Annotated in this window: 21 protein-coding genes and 1 pseudogene; 10 read left to right on the top strand and 12 right to left on the bottom strand. The window is 62.9% G+C overall.

Annotation, left to right across the window (positions count from 1 at the left end):
- Positions 1-36 precede the first annotated feature (36 nt).
- The 5 genes from ACP7DE_RS27080 to alkB all read right to left on the bottom strand — a co-directional run bounded on the left by ACP7DE_RS27080 (position 37) and on the right by alkB (position 3,231).
- On the bottom strand, positions 37-432 hold the full coding sequence (locus ACP7DE_RS27080; RefSeq protein WP_426075007.1) for a hypothetical protein: 396 nt from the start codon (positions 430-432) through the stop codon (positions 37-39).
- A complete protein-coding gene (gene blaOXA, locus ACP7DE_RS27075; protein WP_426075006.1) occupies positions 429-1,247 on the bottom strand; it encodes a class D beta-lactamase in 819 nt (272 codons plus the stop codon). The genes ACP7DE_RS27080 and blaOXA overlap by 4 nt, the downstream gene beginning before the upstream one ends.
- A gap of 99 nt (positions 1,248-1,346) precedes the next feature.
- Positions 1,347-1,514 carry a hypothetical protein gene (locus ACP7DE_RS27070; RefSeq protein WP_426075005.1) on the bottom strand — a complete coding sequence of 56 codons (168 nt, stop codon included), beginning with the start codon at positions 1,512-1,514 and terminating at the stop codon, positions 1,347-1,349.
- 33 nt (positions 1,515-1,547) lie between these two features.
- A complete protein-coding gene (folE2, locus tag ACP7DE_RS27065; protein ID WP_426075004.1) occupies positions 1,548-2,483 on the bottom strand; it encodes a GTP cyclohydrolase FolE2 in 936 nt (311 codons plus the stop codon).
- An 85-nt stretch (positions 2,484-2,568) separates the two neighbouring features.
- Positions 2,569-3,231 (bottom strand): DNA oxidative demethylase AlkB, encoded by a 663-nt coding sequence (gene alkB / locus ACP7DE_RS27060; protein ID WP_426075003.1) that lies wholly within the window; start codon positions 3,229-3,231, stop codon positions 2,569-2,571.
- Positions 3,232-3,325: 94 nt separating this feature from the next.
- Between alkB and ACP7DE_RS27055 the strand changes: the two genes are divergently transcribed.
- A complete protein-coding gene (locus tag ACP7DE_RS27055) occupies positions 3,326-3,808 on the top strand; it encodes a heme-degrading domain-containing protein (RefSeq protein ID WP_426075002.1) in 483 nt (160 codons plus the stop codon).
- Here ACP7DE_RS27055 and ACP7DE_RS27050 read toward each other — a convergent pair whose 3' ends face one another.
- From ACP7DE_RS27050 to ACP7DE_RS27040, 3 genes are read right to left on the bottom strand one after another with little or no spacing between them, the layout of a single operon-like run.
- Positions 3,809-4,381 carry an aspartate/glutamate racemase family protein gene (locus ACP7DE_RS27050; RefSeq protein WP_426075001.1) on the bottom strand — a complete coding sequence of 191 codons (573 nt, stop codon included), beginning with the start codon at positions 4,379-4,381 and terminating at the stop codon, positions 3,809-3,811.
- A complete protein-coding gene (locus tag ACP7DE_RS27045; RefSeq protein ID WP_426074999.1) occupies positions 4,365-5,102 on the bottom strand; it encodes an SDR family NAD(P)-dependent oxidoreductase in 738 nt (245 codons plus the stop codon). Before ACP7DE_RS27045 ends, ACP7DE_RS27050 begins: the two co-directional genes overlap by 17 nt.
- Entirely contained in the window at positions 5,095-5,832 is a 738-nt protein-coding gene (locus ACP7DE_RS27040) for a GntR family transcriptional regulator (protein ID WP_426074998.1), read from the bottom strand. Before ACP7DE_RS27040 ends, ACP7DE_RS27045 begins: the two co-directional genes overlap by 8 nt.
- A 135-nt stretch (positions 5,833-5,967) precedes the next feature.
- On the opposite strand from ACP7DE_RS27040, the gene ACP7DE_RS27035 reads away from it, so the two are divergent.
- Entirely contained in the window at positions 5,968-6,420 is a 453-nt protein-coding gene (locus ACP7DE_RS27035; protein ID WP_426074996.1) for an acyl-CoA thioesterase, read from the top strand.
- Here the strand turns inward: ACP7DE_RS27035 and ACP7DE_RS27030 are convergent.
- Positions 6,417-7,100 carry a YoaK family protein gene (locus ACP7DE_RS27030; RefSeq protein ID WP_426074995.1) on the bottom strand — a complete coding sequence of 228 codons (684 nt, stop codon included), beginning with the start codon at positions 7,098-7,100 and terminating at the stop codon, positions 6,417-6,419. The genes ACP7DE_RS27035 and ACP7DE_RS27030 overlap by 4 nt on opposite strands.
- Positions 7,101-7,289: 189 nt before the next feature.
- Here ACP7DE_RS27030 and ACP7DE_RS27025 point away from each other — a divergent pair, with 189 nt between their 5' ends.
- Entirely contained in the window at positions 7,290-8,654 is a 1,365-nt protein-coding gene (locus ACP7DE_RS27025; protein WP_426074994.1) for an amino acid permease, read from the top strand.
- Positions 8,655-8,717: 63 nt separating this feature from the next.
- Here the strand turns inward: ACP7DE_RS27025 and ACP7DE_RS27020 are convergent, their stop codons facing one another.
- Positions 8,718-10,343 (bottom strand): hypothetical protein, encoded by a 1,626-nt coding sequence (locus ACP7DE_RS27020; RefSeq protein WP_426074993.1) that lies wholly within the window; start codon positions 10,341-10,343, stop codon positions 8,718-8,720.
- Between the two features lie 422 nt (positions 10,344-10,765).
- Between ACP7DE_RS27020 and ACP7DE_RS27015 the strand changes: the two genes are divergently transcribed.
- Genes ACP7DE_RS27015 through ACP7DE_RS27005 form a run of 3 tightly spaced genes read left to right on the top strand, consistent with a single transcriptional unit; the run spans position 10,766 to position 14,280 of the window.
- Positions 10,766-12,469 (top strand): methyl-accepting chemotaxis protein, encoded by a 1,704-nt coding sequence (locus ACP7DE_RS27015; protein ID WP_426074992.1) that lies wholly within the window; start codon positions 10,766-10,768, stop codon positions 12,467-12,469.
- A 28-nt stretch (positions 12,470-12,497) separates the two neighbouring features.
- On the top strand, positions 12,498-13,127 hold the full coding sequence (cysC, locus tag ACP7DE_RS27010) for an adenylyl-sulfate kinase (RefSeq protein WP_426074991.1): 630 nt from the start codon (positions 12,498-12,500) through the stop codon (positions 13,125-13,127).
- A gap of 34 nt (positions 13,128-13,161) precedes the next feature.
- Entirely contained in the window at positions 13,162-14,280 is a 1,119-nt protein-coding gene (locus tag ACP7DE_RS27005) for a sulfotransferase family protein (protein WP_426074990.1), read from the top strand.
- Positions 14,281-14,290: 10 nt separating this feature from the next.
- On the opposite strand, the gene ACP7DE_RS27000 is transcribed toward ACP7DE_RS27005, so the two are convergent.
- Both ACP7DE_RS27000 and ACP7DE_RS26995 read right to left on the bottom strand, forming a co-directional pair.
- Positions 14,291-15,412 carry a methyl-accepting chemotaxis protein gene (locus tag ACP7DE_RS27000; protein ID WP_426074989.1) on the bottom strand — a complete coding sequence of 374 codons (1,122 nt, stop codon included), beginning with the start codon at positions 15,410-15,412 and terminating at the stop codon, positions 14,291-14,293.
- Positions 15,413-15,464: 52 nt separating this feature from the next.
- Positions 15,465-15,722, bottom strand: a pseudogene (locus ACP7DE_RS26995) (PAS domain S-box protein); the annotation flags it as partial.
- A 248-nt stretch (positions 15,723-15,970) separates the two neighbouring features.
- Here ACP7DE_RS26995 and ACP7DE_RS26990 point away from each other — a divergent pair.
- The 4 genes from ACP7DE_RS26990 to ACP7DE_RS26975 all read left to right on the top strand — a co-directional run bounded on the left by ACP7DE_RS26990 (position 15,971) and on the right by ACP7DE_RS26975 (position 18,687).
- Entirely contained in the window at positions 15,971-17,329 is a 1,359-nt protein-coding gene (locus tag ACP7DE_RS26990) for a diguanylate cyclase domain-containing protein (protein ID WP_426074988.1), read from the top strand.
- Positions 17,330-17,362: 33 nt separating this feature from the next.
- Positions 17,363-17,521 carry a hypothetical protein gene (locus ACP7DE_RS26985; RefSeq protein WP_426074987.1) on the top strand — a complete coding sequence of 53 codons (159 nt, stop codon included), beginning with the start codon at positions 17,363-17,365 and terminating at the stop codon, positions 17,519-17,521.
- Between the two features lie 143 nt (positions 17,522-17,664).
- Positions 17,665-18,138 (top strand): phage tail protein, encoded by a 474-nt coding sequence (locus tag ACP7DE_RS26980; protein WP_426074986.1) that lies wholly within the window; start codon positions 17,665-17,667, stop codon positions 18,136-18,138.
- Between the two features lie 57 nt (positions 18,139-18,195).
- Positions 18,196-18,687 (top strand): phage tail protein, encoded by a 492-nt coding sequence (locus tag ACP7DE_RS26975; RefSeq protein WP_426074985.1) that lies wholly within the window; start codon positions 18,196-18,198, stop codon positions 18,685-18,687.
- The last annotated feature ends 4 nt before the right edge of the window (positions 18,688-18,691 follow it).

Below are 18,691 nucleotides of genomic sequence, written 5' to 3'. Positions count from 1 at the left end.
CAAGTATATAGGGCGGGCAACAAAGCGGGCCGGATTTTACGCCAGGCAAGCATCGAGGCGCGCCAGCGTGACACCGACATACGCCCCCACGCAACGCACGTCATGGGTCGTAAACGGGTTTTCCACTTGCAGCAAGCCGCAGTCGCAGATGACGGGGTCAACCTGCGTCACGACGCCCAGCGCCAGGTAGCGCCAGCCGTCGAGACGCAGCAGGCGCTTTTCCCGCCCCGGGTTGGCGCGGAAGATGGCGTCCCAGTCGTCACGCTCGCTGGGCATGGGCGACAGTCCCGCTTGGAACTGCGTGCCGGCGGCCATCTGTGCGCCGCCGAACTCGTCCATCACGTGCAGGCGCTGGCCGCCCACCTCGATGACGGCTTCCAGGTACTCTCCCTCGGAAGCGATGAAGGTGGCGGCGACGATGCTGGCCGTCACTTCTGCGCCTGCTCCAGCAGGGCCGGCAATTCTTTCAGCAAGGCGTCGCGCGTGCGCAAGCCCGCCGATGGCAGGCCCTTCTGCTCGTCCTGCACCAGGCGCGCAAACACGATGCTGCGCTCGCCCTTGCTGGCCCAGCCCACGAACCAGCCATAGCCATGCGCTTCGTCAAAGCTGGCGTCGGCCTTGCGTGGGAAGGCCGCGCCCGTCTTGCCATGCACTTGCCAGCCCTCCACGTCCGCCAGGCGCGTCAAGCGGTGCGTTTCCTGCATCGCCTGCTTACTCACGGGCAGCTGATAATTGACCAGTTTGCGCAAGAAGCCCAGTTGTTCCAGCGGAGATATCTTCAGCGAAGAACTGATCCACGAGCGCGCCAGGCTATTGTCCTTGCCCGGGTCGCCCGAGACGTCCGCATTGCCATAGCGCAAAGCCTTGACGTATTTCTGGAAGCGCTCTGCACCCAGCGCCTGCGTGATCTGCTGCGAATACCAGACGACGGAATACTGCATCCAGCGCGACGGGTCCGTATCCTGGCGCCAGGCTTCGCCGCCCCAGTCCACATAACCCTGGCGATATGGCAGGGTCGGTTTGTGCTCATCCTTGAGGAAACCGGCGTCGTAGCCCATCAGGCTGAGCGCGATCTTGAACGTCGATGCGGGGGTGACGCGGTCGATGCAATTACCCTCTTGCAGCAAGACGGCGCCCGTTTTGGCGTCGGCCATGGCGGTGCAGATGGTGGCGGCCCGGGCTTGCGAGGCAGTCAGGACGGCGCCTGTCAAGCCGAGGATGAACGGGAAGAATGCGCGATATTTCATGGGCCTCCGGGGCTGGGGGAGTAGGACAAAGCGAAATTGTACCGGGCAGCGCGACGCGATGCCAGCGCTGATACAGCACCTAGACTCGGCGCCTTGACGCTAGCGCCCTGCCGGCGCGCCCGGCTGGCGCTCCCGCTTCCAATGCTCTTCTTCCAGCTCGTCCATGCCCAGCTTTTCCTCGTCGATCAGCGCATGTTCGCGCCGTTCGCGTTCCACTTCCTCTTCCAGGCTGCCTTCGCCAGGCTCCTGCGCGATGTTCTCCGGCATGCTGTCTTCCTCCACGGTGGTTGAGTGCAAAACTCAGGCAAGCTGGCCCGCCTGCGCCACGGCATCGTGCGCATGCAAGCTTTCCATATGCCGTACGGTAACACGCGCCTGCGCATAATGTGACGCCAGTGACGCCAGTGGCGCCAGCGCCGCCTGCACGCGGCGGGCCGCGTCTTCCACATACATTAGGTTAGCACCATTCAATCGCGCGAACGCCTGCTCGTCGGCCCGCTTCACGGCCGTTTGCAAGGGCGTCGCCAGCGCGGCCTCCACCAGGTCGATCAGGGGAAACAGATCCAGTTCCGCCTGCTCCGTCAATGACACGCTGACCGTCGCCGTGCTGCGCTGGCTGTGCGGCGTGGCCAGGCTGGCGTGTTCCCGCAGCCAGGCGCCGGCGACACCACCGTCGATGCTGCCCTCGCCAAATTGCGCCGCAAAGGCGTCGGCGAGCAATTGCCGCGCCAGCGCCGCCGAGCACGGACAGGTCGACGAATAGCCGATTTCTACCGTCAGGGACAGGGCAAAGCCCTGCGGAGAAACACTCGCCCGCAGACGCACGGGATACGACTTCCAGCCAGACAGCCCCGCCGTCAGCAGCGCCGGCTGGCGCCGCAGCACGGGAAATGCCAGCGTCAGGCGCGCCTGCGTGCTGCCGCAATCGGCGTGGCTGTCCACCATGCGCCGCAGCACGTCCGCCAGCGCGCCCGCATCAAGCGGCTGCGCGGCGGCAAACGCATCGAGCAGCAGATACAAACGCGACATATGGATGCCCTTGACGTGCGGCGCGGGCAAGTCCACCTGCACGTCGGCCCAGGCATGGACCTGCTGCGCCTGCCCACCCTCTTCCAGCCACAAGGGCAAGGCGATGCCCTGCATGCCGACCCAGTCCAGCGGCATGGGGCTGCCCAGATGGGGGCCGGCCGCCACGTCGGGCAGGGGCGTGGAAAGAGAATCGCGTTTCATGGTCATGGCTCCATATGCAAACAAGTTGCATATCATGAAGAAAAACAATCACATTTGCAAGTGTCTTGCATTATTGATGCATATTGACGGATCAACTGGCCTTGCGAAACGTCAGATTAATGCGCTGCGCGCCCAGCACCGCGTGTTCGCCCTCTTTCAGGGGCGCCACGCCGTGGAAGCGCAGGCGGTCGGCGCCGCCCCATGCCACCACGTCGCCATGCAACAGGACGATGCGGGCCGCCTTGTCGGCCCGCTCCGCCCCGCCGAACAGGAAGGTGGCGGGCAAACCCAGCGAGACCGAGACGATGGGCGCATTGAAATCGCATTCATCGCGGTCCTGGTGCAGCGCCATGCGCGCTCCGGGCGCATAGCGGTTGACCAGGCAGGCGTCGGGCGTGAAGCCCGGATAGCCGGCCGCCAGCGCCGCCTGCTGCGCCAGGCGCAGAAACACGGGCGGCATTGGCGGCCATGGACGGCCGCTGGCAGGATCGAGCCGCGCATAGCGGTAGCCGCGTCCATCCGTGACCCAGCCCAAAGTACCGCAATTGCTCATGGCAACGGACATGCGCAAGCCGCCCGGCGTGGCCATGTGGCGCAGCGGCGCCGCCAGCACGATGGCGTCCAATGCCGGCAGCACCTCGTCCAGATATGGCAGCGCAAAACCGCGCAGCAGGACCGACGCGGACGAGCCGGGCACCAGCGGCGCGGGAGCGGCCGGGGCTTGGTCTTCATCGGCAAACAGGGACAGGTTCATGCCACCTATTTTAGCCGCGCTATGGAAAAAGCGCGCGCGGCAGCCCCATGCTGCGCTACAGTAGCGCTTCCAGCCACTACTTGACTCCCTGACGATGGATCATTATGCCGATTTGCTGCACACCCTCGCGCAACAGGAAGAATCCCTGCAGTTCGAACGCTTCGACAACGAGACGGCGCTGGCCGTGGGCCTGTGGATCGTCGAAGAAGTGCGCAAGCGGGGCAAGGCCGTCACCGTCAACATCACGCGCAATGGCCAGGTGCTGTTTCATTACGCCATGACGGGCGCCACGGCGGACCAGGCGGACTGGATACGTCGCAAGAACAATACGGTGCAGCGCTTTTGCCGCAGTTCTTACTACATGGGCATTTCTCATAAAAGCCGCGGCAGCACCTTCGAAGACGTGAAATATCTCGATGACATCGAGTACGCGGGCCATGGCGGCGCGTTCCCCCTGCTGATACGCGGCGTGGGACTGGTCGGCACGGTCACCGTTTCCGGCCTGGCGCAGGCCGACGACCACGCGCTGGTGGTGGCCGCGCTGCAGGCGCAGCTGGACACGCAGCGGGACAAATAGTCAGGCGGCCAGCGCCCGGCGCAAGGCCGCGTCGCAGCCCTGCTCTTGCAAGCCGCCGATGATGGCCTGGAAACGCGCCACGCTGTACGGCCTGACCACGCCCTGCACCAGCGCCTCCATGAGGATGCGGTTGATCTCGCTGCACGGATACACGGCACTGTCGACCAGCCAGCACGTGCCCGTCAAACCCACGCGCCGACAACCGCGCTCGGCCGCTTCGCCGGCCACCACGTCGGCGATATGCAGCCAGGGCAGCGGCGCACGGGGCGCCATCAGCTCGAAGGCCTGGTGAATGGTGTTGTCGGGGCAGATCAGGAAATCGGCGCCGGCCGCAGCCAGCTTGTGCGCCGACGCCAGCATCAGTTCGGCCACGCCGGCCAGGTCGCCCGCCTTCAGGCACTCCACATGGCGCGCCAGCGGCGGCGTGTGCAGCGTGACTTGCGGGTGTTCATACGCTCCCAGCGCATGCGCGCCCTCTTCGCAAATCGTGCGGTAGCACAGGGCTGCCCGTCGGCCGAACAGCCGACGATGCCGATATGCTGGGTCATGATTTTTCTTAAATGCGCTGGCCACCGTCGATGGGAATTTCCGCGCCCGTGATGTACGAGGCGCGCTCGCTGCAGAGGAATTCCACCAGATCGGCCACTTCGGCCGTCGTGCCCAGGCGGCGCAGCGGGATTTGCGTGTCGACGATGTGCGAGGTGCCAGGCGACAGGATGGCCGTATCGATTTCGCCCGGCGCAATCGCGTTGACGCGCACGTTCAGCGGTGCCATGTCGTTGGCCATTTCGCGCGTCAGCGACGCCAGGGCCGCCTTTGAACTGGCGTAGGCCGAGCCGGCAAACGGGTGCACGCGGTAGCCGGCGATCGAGCACAGGTTCACGACGGCGCCATGTGCGTTCGACAATTCCTGCGCAAAGCCGCGCGTCAGCGCCAGCGGCGCAAAGAAATTCGTGTTGTACATTTCCTGCCAGGTCTGCATGTCGGTGGTCAGCGAATTGACGCGCGAGCCGCCCGGCCCCTTCGGCGACACGCCCGCATTGTTGACCAGCGCATGCAGTTTCGAGTCGCCCAGCATGGGGCGTAGCGTCTCGACCATCTGCCCGATCTGGCTCAGGTCCGACAAATCCATGCACACATGCGTGTTGTGCTCCTGGCTGCGCGGACAGCCGCCGGGAATCGGGCTGCGCGAGACGGTGATGACGCGCCAGCCCAGGCTGCGGAAGCGTTCGGCCACGGCGTGGCCGATGCCGCGGCTGGCGCCCGTGACGATGGCGGTTTTCTGTTCAGTCATGTTCTTCCTTGTCCTGTTCTGCGTTTTGTTCTGCGTTTTGTTCTGCAATACCTGCAGCGTGGATGCGCTCCTGGCGCATGACATAGGCCAGCATCTGCGTCCCGCCGTCGAGAATGTCCTGTTCGATGGCGCGCCGCGCGGCCGCGCTGTCGCGCTGGCGCAGCGCGCTGATGATGGCGTGATGGTGGCCGACCCGCATGTCGGGCGAAAAGCTGGCGTAGCCGGCGGCGATCAGGGGCGCCGTCTGCATCCACAGGTGGTCGACGAAGCGTTTCAAGGTCGGCATGCCGGCCGCCTGCGCCAGCCCCAGGTGAAACGCCTGGTTGCATTGCAGGGCCGCCGCCAGGTCGTGCCGCGCGATGGCGTCTTCATTCGCTTGTAACAGGCGTTCCAGATCGGCCAAGGTGGCGTCGTCGATGCGCTGCGCCGCTTCAGCCGCGCCCAGTCCTTCCAGTTCCAGGCGCAGCGCGCGGATTTCCAGGTAGCGCGCCACGCTGAGCACGGGCACGCGGAAATCGCGCGGCGAGCGCAGCACCAGCGCCTCTTCCTGCACCAGTTGCAGCATGGCGTCGCGCACGGGCGTGACGCTGGTGCCCAGCTGCAGCGCCAGCTCGCGGATGCGCAGCCGGTCGTTTGGCTGGAAGCGCCCCGCCGCCAGCGCTTCGCGCAGCATGGCATACACGGATTTGCCCAGGTTGACGTGCACCAGGCTGTCCAGGGAGTGGCTCATATGTATTTTTTGAGAGTCGGGAATTATGATGCATCATACATCAACATGAAAAACAGTGTTCTCCCCGTATGCGCCGCAGACAGGAAACACGGCAAGAACGTACAATCAGCGGCCACCGCATTGAAAGGATCGCACTTGAACTGGGATTATCCGCACGCCTGCACCCTGCCCGTCACGCCAGAAGCGGGCGACATCGACGGCTTGCAGCATACGAACAACGCCGTGTATGTGCGCTGGTGCGAGCATATCGCCTGGCACCACTCGGCCACCCTGGGGCTGGACCTGGACGATTACCGGCGCCTGGACCGGGCCATGGCGATCCGCCGCGGCGAATACGATTATCTGCTGCCCACCAGGGCCGGCGAAGCGCTGACCCTGGCCACCTGGCTGTGCGCCAGCGACGGCCGCTCCAGCATGGAACGGCGCTTCCAGCTGATCCGCGACAGCGACGGCGCCACTGTCGTGCGCGGGCGCTGGGACTTGATCTGCATCGAATTGAGCAGCGGCCGCGCGCGCCGCCTGCCGCCCGAGTTTCTGGCCGTGTACGAACCGGCCATCGTCGCGGCGCGCCAGAGCACGCAGGACTAGGCCGCCAGGCGCGCCGGCTCCAGCGCGATCAGCACCAGCAAAATGGCCAGCGGCACGGCCAGCGCGGCAAAGCCCACGGCCAGGTAGGCAAACGCGGCCAGGATGGCGCCCCCGGCAAAACCCAGCAGGGGCCAGAAGAATTTGACGCAGCGCTCGCGCGTGGCGCCGTCGGCCGCGCCGCGCAGCACGTCGACCGTGTCGATCACCAATTGTGTCACATTGCCCGTCATCATGGACGTGGGCGCCAGGTGCGCCAGCAGCAGGCGGCTGATGCCGCTATGCGTGCCCATGGCCGCCGCGCCGAACAGGCCGGCCGTCATGGCCAGCGCGCCTGGCTCGGGCCCCAGCGGTTCGGCCAGCACGCCAAACACCATGAAACCGAGCAGCAGCGCCAGCTCCAGCAGCAGCGCCAGGCGCAGCGCCGGTCCGCCGCGGCGTTCGGCCGCCACGCTCAAGAGCCGTACCGCCGCCACGCCCAGAATAAACGCAGGGAACGCCAGCAGCTTGAGGGCGATCGAGGCATGCGTCGCGTTGGCCAGCGCCGCGCCAATCAGCACGAAGTTGCCCGTCACATGGGCCGTAAACAGGCCAAACAAGGCGACAAAGCCCAAAGTATCGACATAGCCGGCCAACAAGCCCAGGCTGATGCCCTGCAAACGGCTGCGCTGCGCAAGATTCATACACGCTCCTTGAAATTTGCCATCATGATACCGTGCCGCCGTGGCGGGCGGCAGAGGTTTAGCGCGCCGTTGGGCGAAGATGCAAGGCTTTTCTTGCGCCCCCGCAGTGCAACATGCATTTCGCTCCTGCTTTGCGCGTGCATGCTTTAGAATCAGCGACCTCAGCCCCGTAAAAACAGGATAAAACATATGACGGCAGTCGGGAATACCGAACCACAAGAGCTCAAGCGCGGCCTGAAAAGCCGCCACATCCAGCTCATCGCCTTGGGCGGCGCCATCGGCACCGGCCTGTTTCTGGGCATCGCGCAAACCATCAAGATGGCCGGCCCCTCGGTCCTGCTGGGCTATGGCATCGCCGGCGTCATCGCCTTTCTGATCATGCGCCAGCTGGGCGAGATGGTGGTCGACGAACCCGTCGCCGGCTCCTTCAGCTACTTCGCCGATAAATACTGTGGCCACCTGCCCGGCTTTCTGTCGGGCTGGAATTACTGGGTACTGTATGTGCTGGTCAGCATGGCCGAGCTGACGGCCGTCGGCATCTACGTGCAGTACTGGTGGCCGGGCGTGCCCACCTGGGTTTCGGCGCTCATCTTCTTTTGCGCCATCAACGCCATCAGTTTGTTGAATGTCAAAGCGTTTGGCGAAATGGAATTCTGGTTCGCCCTCATTAAGGTGGTCGCCATCATCGGCATGATCGTCTTCGGCGCCTACCTGCTCGCCTCCGGCGAGGCGGGCCCGCAGGCGTCGGTGGCCAACCTGTGGCAGCACGGCGGCTTCTTTCCGAATGGCTGGCAGGGCCTGGTGATGGCCATGGCCGTCATCATGTTCTCGTTCGGCGGCCTGGAACTGGTGGGCATCACGGCGGCCGAGGCGGACGACCCGAGCACGACGATTCCGCGCGCCACCAACCAGGCCATCTACCGCATCCTGATCTTTTACATTGGCGCACTCGGCATTTTGCTGTCGCTGTACCCGTGGCAAAACGTCGTCACCGGCGGCAGCCCCTTCGTGCTGATCTTCCATGCGCTCGACAGCAACCTGGTGGCCACGGCCTTGAACGTGGTGGTGCTGACGGCCGCCCTCTCCGTCTACAACAGCGGCGTGTACTGCAACACGCGCATGCTGTTCGGCCTGGCCAAGCAAGGCAATGCGCCGCGTGCCCTGCTGCACCTGAACCGCCGTGGCGTTCCGCTGGCGGCGCTGGGCGTGTCGGCCCTGGCCACGGGTGCCTGCGTGGTGGTCAATTATTTCATGCCGGGCGAAGCGTTCGAAGTGCTGATGGGCCTGGTGGTCTCGGCACTGATCATCAACTGGGCCATGATCAGCTGGATTCACCTGCGCTTCCGCGCGCAAAAGAAATTGGAAGGCAAGACGACCTTGTTCCAGAGCCTGGGCTACCCGTTCACCAACTACCTGTGCCTGGTCTTCCTGGCCGGCATCCTGGTGATCATGTATTTGACGCCGGGCTTGCGCATTTCCGTCTACCTGATTCCCGTGTGGCTGGCGGCGCTGGGCGTCGGCTACTGGATCAGGCAAAGCAAGGCCAAAGCGTAACGCGCCCCCTTCGCCTCAAAGAAAAAGCCCGTCTTCGCAAAAAGGCGGGCTTTTTCATGGTCGCTAGGCGCCTGCTGCTGCGCCAGTTGCCGCGTCCTGTTCCTCGGGCAGGACGTCCGCCTGCCACAAGCTGATCATCTGGCCGGGATAAGATTGCAGCATGATGTCGTCGTTCAGTGTCAGCAAATCCTGCTTGCGCTGCGCGGCCTTTTCCTCGGCATTCTGGTCCGTGGCGCCCGTCTTGTAAGGCCCCAGCAGCGCCAACAGGTCGCGCTGCACCGAATGCTGGGTCGGTGTGGTCGTGTCCGATTCCAGCTTGCCCAGCACATATTTCATGACCTGCGTCGACTGGCTGGCCGCCTGCCGCAGGCTGGCCTTCACCAGCTTGCCTTCCTTGTAGGCCAGTTGCGCATCGCTGCTGGCCGTGTCTTCGATCTGGTGGTAAGTGTAGTTCTGCGATTCCTTCGCTTCCGTCAAGCGCAGCGGCACGCCGGGGATCAACGTCTGGTGGAAGCTGGCGCTCAGCTTCGATTGCTGCTGCTGGCGGATCGAGCGCTCGTCCTGGCTGGCGCCGGCCAGGGTCGTCTTTTGCGACAGTTCATAGTTGAAGCCATCCTTTTCCGCCGAGCGCATGGGATTGCTGAATTTCGGCGTTTGCGACACCGAAGCGCTGAAGTCCGCCAGGCCCGTCAAGATCGCCTTGTCCTCGGCCGCCAGGCGCCACTTGCCCGCTTCCGGCACGCCGGGCACGTCTTGCGGCGCGGCGGCGTTGCTGTGCATGGCGCCAAACGCATCCTTGAACATGGACATTAGTCCGGCATCGCCATGGCCGCGCGAAGCGGCCTGACCGATCTGCTTCATGTAGCTGCTCATGGCCTTGGCCTGCTGTTCCTTGCTGCCCAGGGCATTCAGTTTGCTGGCGTCCACCTTCACGTCCAGCGATCCGGCCACGCCGCTGAAGCTGACCTTGCGCTGAGCGCTGTCGGCCTGGAAATCGAGCGTCTGCGTGCTTTGCGGCTCGGTGCGCACTTTCACTTCCGCATGCAAATTCACCGATGCCAGCACGTCCTGGTCGAATTGCATCAGGCCGCTCAACTTGATCTTCGGCTGCCCTTTCGCCATGCCATCGATGGCTTCCTGGAACGCGTCGGCCAGGCCGCCCAGCGCGTCGGCCTCGGCCTCGCTGAGTTCGCCGCTCGTGCTCATGCGCACGGCCAGGCCATCGTCCTGGCTGTCGAGCGACAACTTGACCTCCACGCCGCTCCTGGTGGTGATGCTGAGAGTGACCCTGTCTTCGCCATTGCCGTGCAGGCTGGACGGCGGCAAGGCCCCGATTTCGCTGTAGGTATTGGGCTCCATGCGCGGCGGTGATTGCTGCACCGCCTGCGACACATTGCGCACGCCACTCTTGATTTGCTCAAGCAAGGTCGCGCCCAGGCCGCCGAAGCGGCCGCCAAACGTGTGCGAAGAGAAGTTTTTCGTCATTTGCTCGCTGACGCCATCGCGCGACGGGCTTTCCCATATCTTCGGCGAAGGCACGAGAGATGACACGGCCGGCGGGCCGCTGAAGGCGACGATGGCGGAAGGGGTCGGCGCCGGGGATGAGGGCGTGTCCGCCCTGCTTGCCGTAGCGGCAGGCGCGCGGGACGGGCTTGGATTCCAGCTCGGGATCGAGGAGACGGAGGTCATGGTCGTTATGCCTTGCTAAACGAGTAGTGGTGCATGGGTAAGATATTCATAACTTTCGGTTTTTGATAACAATCAACCGTCAAGCTAGCCCAGTTTCAGCCAGACGTGAGATACACGCCGCTTCAGGTGCCAGACAGACACCGCTATAACGACGTGAAATGTGAAATCATGAGCACAATATGGCATGAAATTTTTCATTCTTGATAGAAATCATGCTCCGCCCCAGTGGCGGCGCCAGCGCGTGCGCGCCATCTAACTCACTTTGGAACTGTTGCCGCAAGTAAATTTATACTGTTGCTCAAATGATGAAAGTGACTATGTGTGACTTTTCATCTACCAGCAATCACTATGATCGCTGGGTGCTTCGTGATAAATCCGCATTTGCTTATTCGGAACAGGAAGTACGGCCTTAAGGAGGCAGTATGAAATTCATGAACTTAACAATTGCCAAACGGCTCAGTCTGGGCTTCGGCCTGGTCGCCATGTTCCTGTTGCTGGTCATCACGCTGGGGTTGACCAGCATGCGGCAAATCCAGGACCGCATGGATGAAACCACTAAGGTCAACAACGTCGAAACCAGCCTGGCCCAAAGCATGGATTTGACGGTCACCGAACGGGCGTTGGCGATGCGCAATCTGATTTTGCTGAAAGAGGACAAGGAAATCCAGATCGAAGTCACGCGCATCGCGGCACAGGAAAAAAAATACGATGCCGCCCAGCAAAAACTGGGCAAAATGTTCGCCTTACGGGCAGGAACTTCTAACGAAGAAAGAAACCTGCTTGAACAAATCCGCAGACAAAGCGAGCTGGCCGCCCCCTTTATTCAAAGGGCCGCCACGCTGGCGCTGAACCAGCAGCAGGACGATGCCTACAAGCTGTTACGCTACGAGTTCCGCCCCGTGCAAAAGCAATGGTGGGAATTGCTGCGCGCCTTGATCGCCGTCGAAGAAAAGCAGAATAACGAAGCGTCTATCAATGCCGAGGCTGCCTACAGCCAGGCGCGCCTGGTGATGCTGATCATTGGCTCGCTGGCACTGGCCACCAGTCTGTTGGCCGCGGTGCTGATCACGCGCGGGGTGACGCGTCAGCTCGGTTGCGAGCCAGGCGAAGCAGCGGCGATTGCCGGGCAGATCGCCAGCGGCAACCTGGCCGTCGCCATTCACACCCGCGCCGGTGACACGCACAGCCTGCTGTTCGCCATGCAATCGATGCGCGACAGCCTGGCGCAGATCGTCCAGCAAGTTCACGCCAGCACCGAGACCATCGCCACGGCGGCGGGACAAATCGCCATGGGCAACCTGGACTTGTCTTCGCGCACGGAACAGCAGGCCAGCACGCTGGAGCAAACCGCTTCCTCCATGGAAGAACTGACCAGCACGGTGCGCATCAACACCGATCATGCGCGCCAGGCCAACGGGCTGGCCGAATCGGCCTCCGATGTCGCCACCAAGGGCGGCGCCGTGGTGGCGCAGGTGGTCGACACCATGGCGGCCATCGATGTCTCGGCGCGCAAGATCGTCGATATCATCGCCGTCATCGACGGCATCGCCTTCCAGACGAATATTTTGGCGCTGAACGCGGCGGTCGAAGCGGCGCGCGCCGGAGAACAGGGGCGCGGCTTTGCCGTGGTGGCCACCGAGGTGCGCAATCTGGCGCAGCGCTCGGCCGCGGCGGCCAAGGAAATCAAGGACTTGATCGGCGACTCGGTCGACAAGGTCCAGGCCGGCAACCGCCTGGTCGAACAGGCCGGATCGACTATGCACGAGGTGGTCGCCAGCGTCAGGCGCGTCACCGGCATCATGTCTGAAATGATGTCCGCCAGCCAGGAGCAATCGGCCGGCATCGAGCAAATCAATATGGCCGTGACGCAAATGGACAATGTCACGCAGCAAAACGCGGCCTTGGTCGAGGAAGCCGCCGCGGCCGCGCAAGCCATGCAGGAACAGGTCAACAGCCTGAACGACGTGGTCAGCGTCTTCCGCGTGGGAAACATGGCCGGCGGCCGCGATGCGGAACTGCGCTTGGCAAGCCGTCCGCCACCGCCCCTGGCAATGCGGCGCCCACCCGCAATGGCAAAGCCGGCGCGTCCGGCAGCGGCCAGACCGCGCGAAATCGAGTGGCAATAGTGCTGAGCCGGCAACGGGGGAGTAACGCATGGGTAAGCTGGAACAGATAGACGCGGCGGGCGGCGTGGCGATAGCGCACATCTTCCCGCATGTGGGCCATATCAGCAAGGAACAGCGCGGCCCGCTGGCCGGCCAGCGGGCCGCGACGCTGTGGCTGACCGGCCTGAGCGGAGCGGGCAAATCGACGCTGGCGTACGCGCTGGAAAGGCGGCTGCTGGCGGAGGGCCACCTGAGCTGCGTGCTCGACGGCGACAATATGCGGCATCACCTGAATGGCGATCTGGGCTTCACGCCCCGCGACCGCCAGGAAAACATCCGCCGCGGCGCCGTCGTGGCCAGGTTGATGAACGATGCCGGCATGATGGTCATCTGCGCCTTCATCTCGCCGCTGCGCAGCGACCGCGAGATGGCGCGCCAGATCATCGGCGCCGACAATTTTATCGAAACCTACGTGAGCACGCCGTCCGCGCTGTGCGAGGAACGCGATCCCAAGGGACTCTACAAAAAAGCGCGGGCCGGACTGATTCCGGCATTTACGGGCGTCTCGGCGCCCTACGAGGCACCGCTGGCGCCGGCGCTGACGCTGGACACAGCCACGCTGTCGCTGAAACAGTCCTGCGAGCGACTGTTCCAGCAACTGTGCCCGCGCTTTATCTGATGCCATATGAACGCCTTATTCAAGGAATGATGAGATGAGTTCCATGCACCATCCCGGCGACGGCGCGCGCCCGCGCCCTGTCATGATGATCGCGCTGCGCCGCTGCGGCAGCCATGCCCTGCGCCTGCGCCTGAACCTGTCGCCGCAGTTTTATTCACCGTATCCGCTGCACCTGGTCGATATGATGCCGCTGCTGCCCCTGTACGGCGACTTGCGCGACGACCGCGCCTACTTTCGCCTGGTGGTCGATGTGGTGGGCCTGGCGGCGGCCAGCATGGTCAAGTGGCCAGGGGTCGTCTTCGATCCGGTGGAAATCTTCGAGACGCTGCGTGGCCAGCCGCGCAGCATCCACCGCGTGGCGTGGGAACTGCTGCTGCGCGCCGGCGAACGCCGTCACGCGCAAGTGGTCATGGACAAGTCGCTCGACAGCGTGCACTACGCCGACGACATCGTGCAGCTGTATCCGGACATGCTGTTCCTGAACGTGGTGCGCGATCCGCGCGCGCAAGTGGCGTCGATGAACCGCGCCATCATCCACGATTTCGACACGCTGCTCAATGCCAGGACCTGGTTGGCCGCGCATGTGGCGGCCGACCATGTCGTGCAACGCTATCCGCAGCGCGTGCTGACGATACGCTATGAAGACTTCCTGGCGCGGCAACAAGAGACGCTGGAAACCATATGCGGCTTCCTCGGCATCGCCTTCTTGCCGCACATGCTGGACGTGGCCGCCTCGTCGGAAGCGCGGCAAATTGCGCAGTTGTCGTCGCTCTGGTCGGCCAACTGCTATGCGCCGATTGCTGCCAACATCGACAAATTCAAGCAGCAACTGTCGGACGATGACATCAATCTCATCGAAACGCTCACCGGCCCGTATATGGACCGCTACGGCTACACGCGCCTCAGCCGCGGCGACGCCCGCATCACGCCCGCGCTGATCGAGCTGGCGGGCATGCGCTCTGCGCAAGGACGCGAATGCGCCTGGCGCGTCCTGGAACAGGACAATTTCCGCGACTACGTGCTGCGCCGCTGCCGCGCCGACTATCTGGCCCAGCTGCATGCACGACTCAGCGAGAGCAGCCTCACCCCCGGCAACGGCGCGATCGTCGCACTCGACGAACTCGACCCGGCCGCGTTTGTCGTCAGCGATTGATCCTGGCCGCTCAAGGTCCCGCCAACGCCTGACGCCGCTCCAGCTTGAACAAGGCCATCGCCTGCTCCAGGTGCGAGGCTTGCTCCTGCAGCGCGGCCGAGGCGGACGCCGATTGTTCCACCAGCGCCGCGTTCTGCTGCGTCACCGCGTCCATTTGCGTGACGGCTTGCCGCACCTGGCCAATGCCATGGCTCTGTTCACGCGATGCTGTGGCGATCTCGTGCATCAGCTGGTGCACGCGCTCCACAGCCACCAGCATCTCGCCGCTGCTAGAGCCCGCCTGGGCGGCCAGTTCGGCACCCTGCGCCACCTGGCGCAGGGAATCCGCGATCAATTGCTTGATTTCGCTGGCCGCCGCCGAACTGCGCTGGGCCAGGCTGCGCACCTCGCCGGCCACCACGGCAAAGCCTCGCCCCTGTTCGCCCGCGCGCGCCGCCTCGACGGCAGCGTTCAGGGCCAGGATATTCGTCTGGAAGGCGATATCGCCGCCCTTGTCGGCCAGGCCATGCGCCTTGCCCCCCATGTCGCTGGCCTGCGCCGCATTGCTGCTGTTTTGCCGCACCGTGGCCGCCAACTCTTCCATACTGGAAGCGGTCTGCTGCAGCGACAAAGCCTGCGCTTCCGTGCGGCCCGACGGGTCCTGATTGCCGGCAGCGATTTCGCGGGTGGCCACGCTGATGTGCAGAAAGTTACCGCGCACATCGCCGACGATGGAATGCAGGTTCACACGCAGTTGCCGCAGCGAACGCCGCAACTGCCCCACCTCGTCGCGTCGCGTCGTGCCCATGTCCTGTGTCAAGTCGCCGCCCGCCATCACGTCGCAGGCCATGCGCGCCTGTTGCAGCGGGCGCAGCACGGCGCCATGCAGCGAATGCCAGAACAGGCCGATGGCGCATAGCGACAGCAACGACAGCACCGTGATCCAGGCGCCCGCCGCCACTGGTAGCAGCCCCGCATTCCAGCCCAGTTGAAGCAACAGGACGGCGCTCAGCAAGCCGAGGTTCCAGGCGATGCGCTTGCCCAGTGCGATGTCGCGCAGACGCAACACCCTGGCCAGCCAGCCCGTGCCCACGACAGCACCCTGGCTCAGCGCAATGTCGTCGGCCCGCTCCGCCTTGATGCGCGCGTACAATGCCGCCGCAACGGCCGGAGCGGATGGTGGCCCAGAAATCGGCAAACGCTAGCACCGGCATGTCGGGATGGCGCAGGATATTTTGTGGCGCGCCCATCAGTTTTTGCGCCGTGTAACCACTGATCGCTATGAAATATGGATTCGCGTAGGTAATATTACCTTGCAAGTTAGTGGTCGACACAATGGTCTCGGTATCGCTCAGGGTGATCTCGCGGTCGCTTATTGGCAGGTTCAATCGCACGCTTGGTTTCTCGCTTGTAGCCCGTATACCGACTGGTAGACAAACAGGTTGGCCGCATGCCGTCACCATGCACTGGCGACATGGATGGCATGCACAGATACCTTTATCTTAAAGTTTTACCATGCCCAAAAGCAACTTTTTGAATAACAAACTCTTACAAAATATGTTAAGTGTGACAATAATGGCGAATCGATTCTCATTCAGTCAATAACAGGCATGGCAGTGCGCCGGTGATGCCGGATCGGCAGGCTGCCACCGGAGGAAAACATTTCCCAGAACGAACATGCCATAGACAATGTCAACTAGAATACGAGCATATGAAACACAAGATTAGCGCGCCGGTTGCCAGCTTCACCGATTTGCTGCTCGACGCCGTGTGCATGGTCGATGTGCACGGCCGCTTTGTTTTCGTCAGCGCCGCCTGCGAACGTATTTTCGGTTACACGCAGGAAGAAATGATAGGCATGCTCATGCTCGACCTGGTCGCGCCGGCCGACCGCCAGCGCACCATCGCCGCAGCCCAGGCCATCATGAACGGCCATGCCCAGGTCCACTTTGAAAACCGCTACATCAGGAAAGACGGGCGGCTCGCGCACATCATGTGGTCGGCCCGCTGGTCAGCCACAGACCAGCTGCGCGTGGCCGTGGCGCGCGATATCACGGTGCTGAAACAGGCGCAGGCGAAGCAAGCCGCGCTGTACGCCATCGCCGAGGCCGCGCATGCGACCGAGGAGCTGCCGGCCCTGCTGCAGCGCATCCACCAGATCGTCTGCGAGCTGCTGCCCGCCGGCGGCTTGATGGTGTCCCTGCAGGACGAGCATGGCCAGCACTTTCACCACGCGCACCATGCACAGGAGGACACGCCGGCAACCCATGCGGCGCTGGCCAGCCTGCTGTGCGAGGAAGTGCAACGCAATGGCCGCGCGCTACTGATCGAGCCTGGCCGCCTGGCAAGCTTGCCGCCCGCACTGCAAGCAGTGGCTGGCAAGCTGCTGGAATACTGGCTCGCCGTCCCCCTGCAAGCGTCGCGCGGCATCATCGGCGCGCTGGCATTGCAAGGCGGCCAGGGCGGCACCGCCTATACCGAGCAAGAGCAGGATTTGCTGCAATTCGTCGCCAAGCAACTCGCCATCGCCATCGAGCGCAAGCAATTGCATAACCGCATGCGCTTCATGGCCATGCACGATGAACTGACCCGCCTACCGAATCGGCGCCTGTTCCATGACCGCCTGCAAACGGCGTTTGCGCGTGCCCACCGCCAGGATGGCAGGCTGTCGCTGCTGTTTATTGACCTGAACCGATTCAAATTAATCAATGACCACTACGGCCATGCCTGCGGCGACTTGCTGCTGCAAGCCGTGGCGGGCAGGATTCTGGATTGCATACGCGAGACCGATACCCTGGCCCGCCTGGGCGGCGACGAATTCGTCGTGCTGGTGGAAAACAATCCAATGCCGATGGATGCCATGTTGATCGAGCAAAAAATCCACGCGGCGCTGGCCACCCCGCTGCGGCTCGGCGATGGACGCCGCCTGCGCATCAGCGTCAGCATCGGCGTCGCGCACTTTCCGGAACACGGCGAGAACATGCAACTGCTGCTGCGCCACGCCGACCGCGCCATGTACGTCTCCAAGTCCCGATCGCTGACGCCGGACTATCTGCACGCGCCGGAATAAGGCGCGCGGACGGAAACGGCGACGGCAACGCACATGCCGACTATCATCATGCGACACTTCTTTTTGACTTGCCCGCTTGTTCAAGCGCTTGCCGCCCAACGCAATACCGGCAATATGTGGCAACGCTCCTTTATGGCGCTTTGCGCCAGCCATTTCTTATCTAAAAACGCTCGCAACAGCAAGAATTATTAATTAGTCTACTGCAACAAAATAAGTGGAATTTTTTTTAACTTCTGATAAAGTCAGAGCGCGACAAGTCATTAGCATTTTCTTCTTCGTTATCTTGTTAAATAGAGGGGTCGTTTATGTCTGAATGCTTTATAGGCGAAATCCGTATGTTTTCGGGGAATTACGCGCCGCCTGACTGGCTGATGTGCAATGGACAATTGCTCAGCATTAGCGAAAACGAGGTGCTGTACACACTGATCGGCACCACCTATGGCGGCAACGGCAGTACTTCCTTCGCCTTGCCAGACCTGCGCGGCCGCGTGCCTATCCACATGGTCGCCAACCACCCCCTGGGCCAGGCTGCCGGCAATGAAAGCGTCACCTTGCAAACGCTGCAGCTACCGGCACATACCCATGCCGCTTCGGCACAGAAGGCGGCCGGCACCTTGGCCAGCCCTACCAACGGCGTGTGGGCGGCGGCGGCCACGAATAACTATGCTACCGCTACCAGCGGCCTGGTGAGGATGAATCCGACCACCATTTCCGCTGTCGGCAGCACGCTGCCGCACGAAAACATGATGCCCTTCCTTGCCGTCTCTTTCATCATCGCCACCGCCGGGATATATCCGATCCGGCCATAAACCTGCCTGGGCGAACAAGTATTATTCATACCAAACAAATGATAAGGAGAGCGCTTTATGGACCCGTTTTTAGGTGAGATACGCTTATTCAGCATGAGTTATGCCCCGAAAGGATGGGCGGCATGTCAAGGACAGATGCTGTCAGTACAAAGCAATGCCGCCTTGTTTTCTCTGCTGGGCACTCTATACGGCGGCGATGGCACATCCACTTTCGCCTTGCCCGACCTGCGCGGCAAAGCTCCCGTATATGGCGGCACCACCTATATTCAAGGCAAGGCAGCCGGCGAAGAAAACCATACCTTGGCACTCAGTGAAATGCCGGAACACACGCATATTGTGAACGCATCGACCAACGCCGTCGATGCGACGTCACCCAAAAATGCCACCTGGGCCAATACCGCAGGTGGCTATGCGGCGGCCGCCGACGCCGTGCTCAATCCGGCGGCGATCAGCATCGTCGGGGGCAACCAGCCGCACAACAATATGCAACCCTATCTGGCGCTCAATTTCTGTATCGCCACTCAGGGTATTTATCCACCACGTCCATAGAGGG

Origin of the sequence: Janthinobacterium sp. DSP2-3-3, assembly GCF_049897325.1 — a bacterium.
Taxonomy (GTDB): Bacteria; Pseudomonadota; Gammaproteobacteria; order Burkholderiales; family Burkholderiaceae_D; genus Janthinobacterium.
This window is presented reverse-complemented; position numbering and strand designations above follow the sequence as displayed.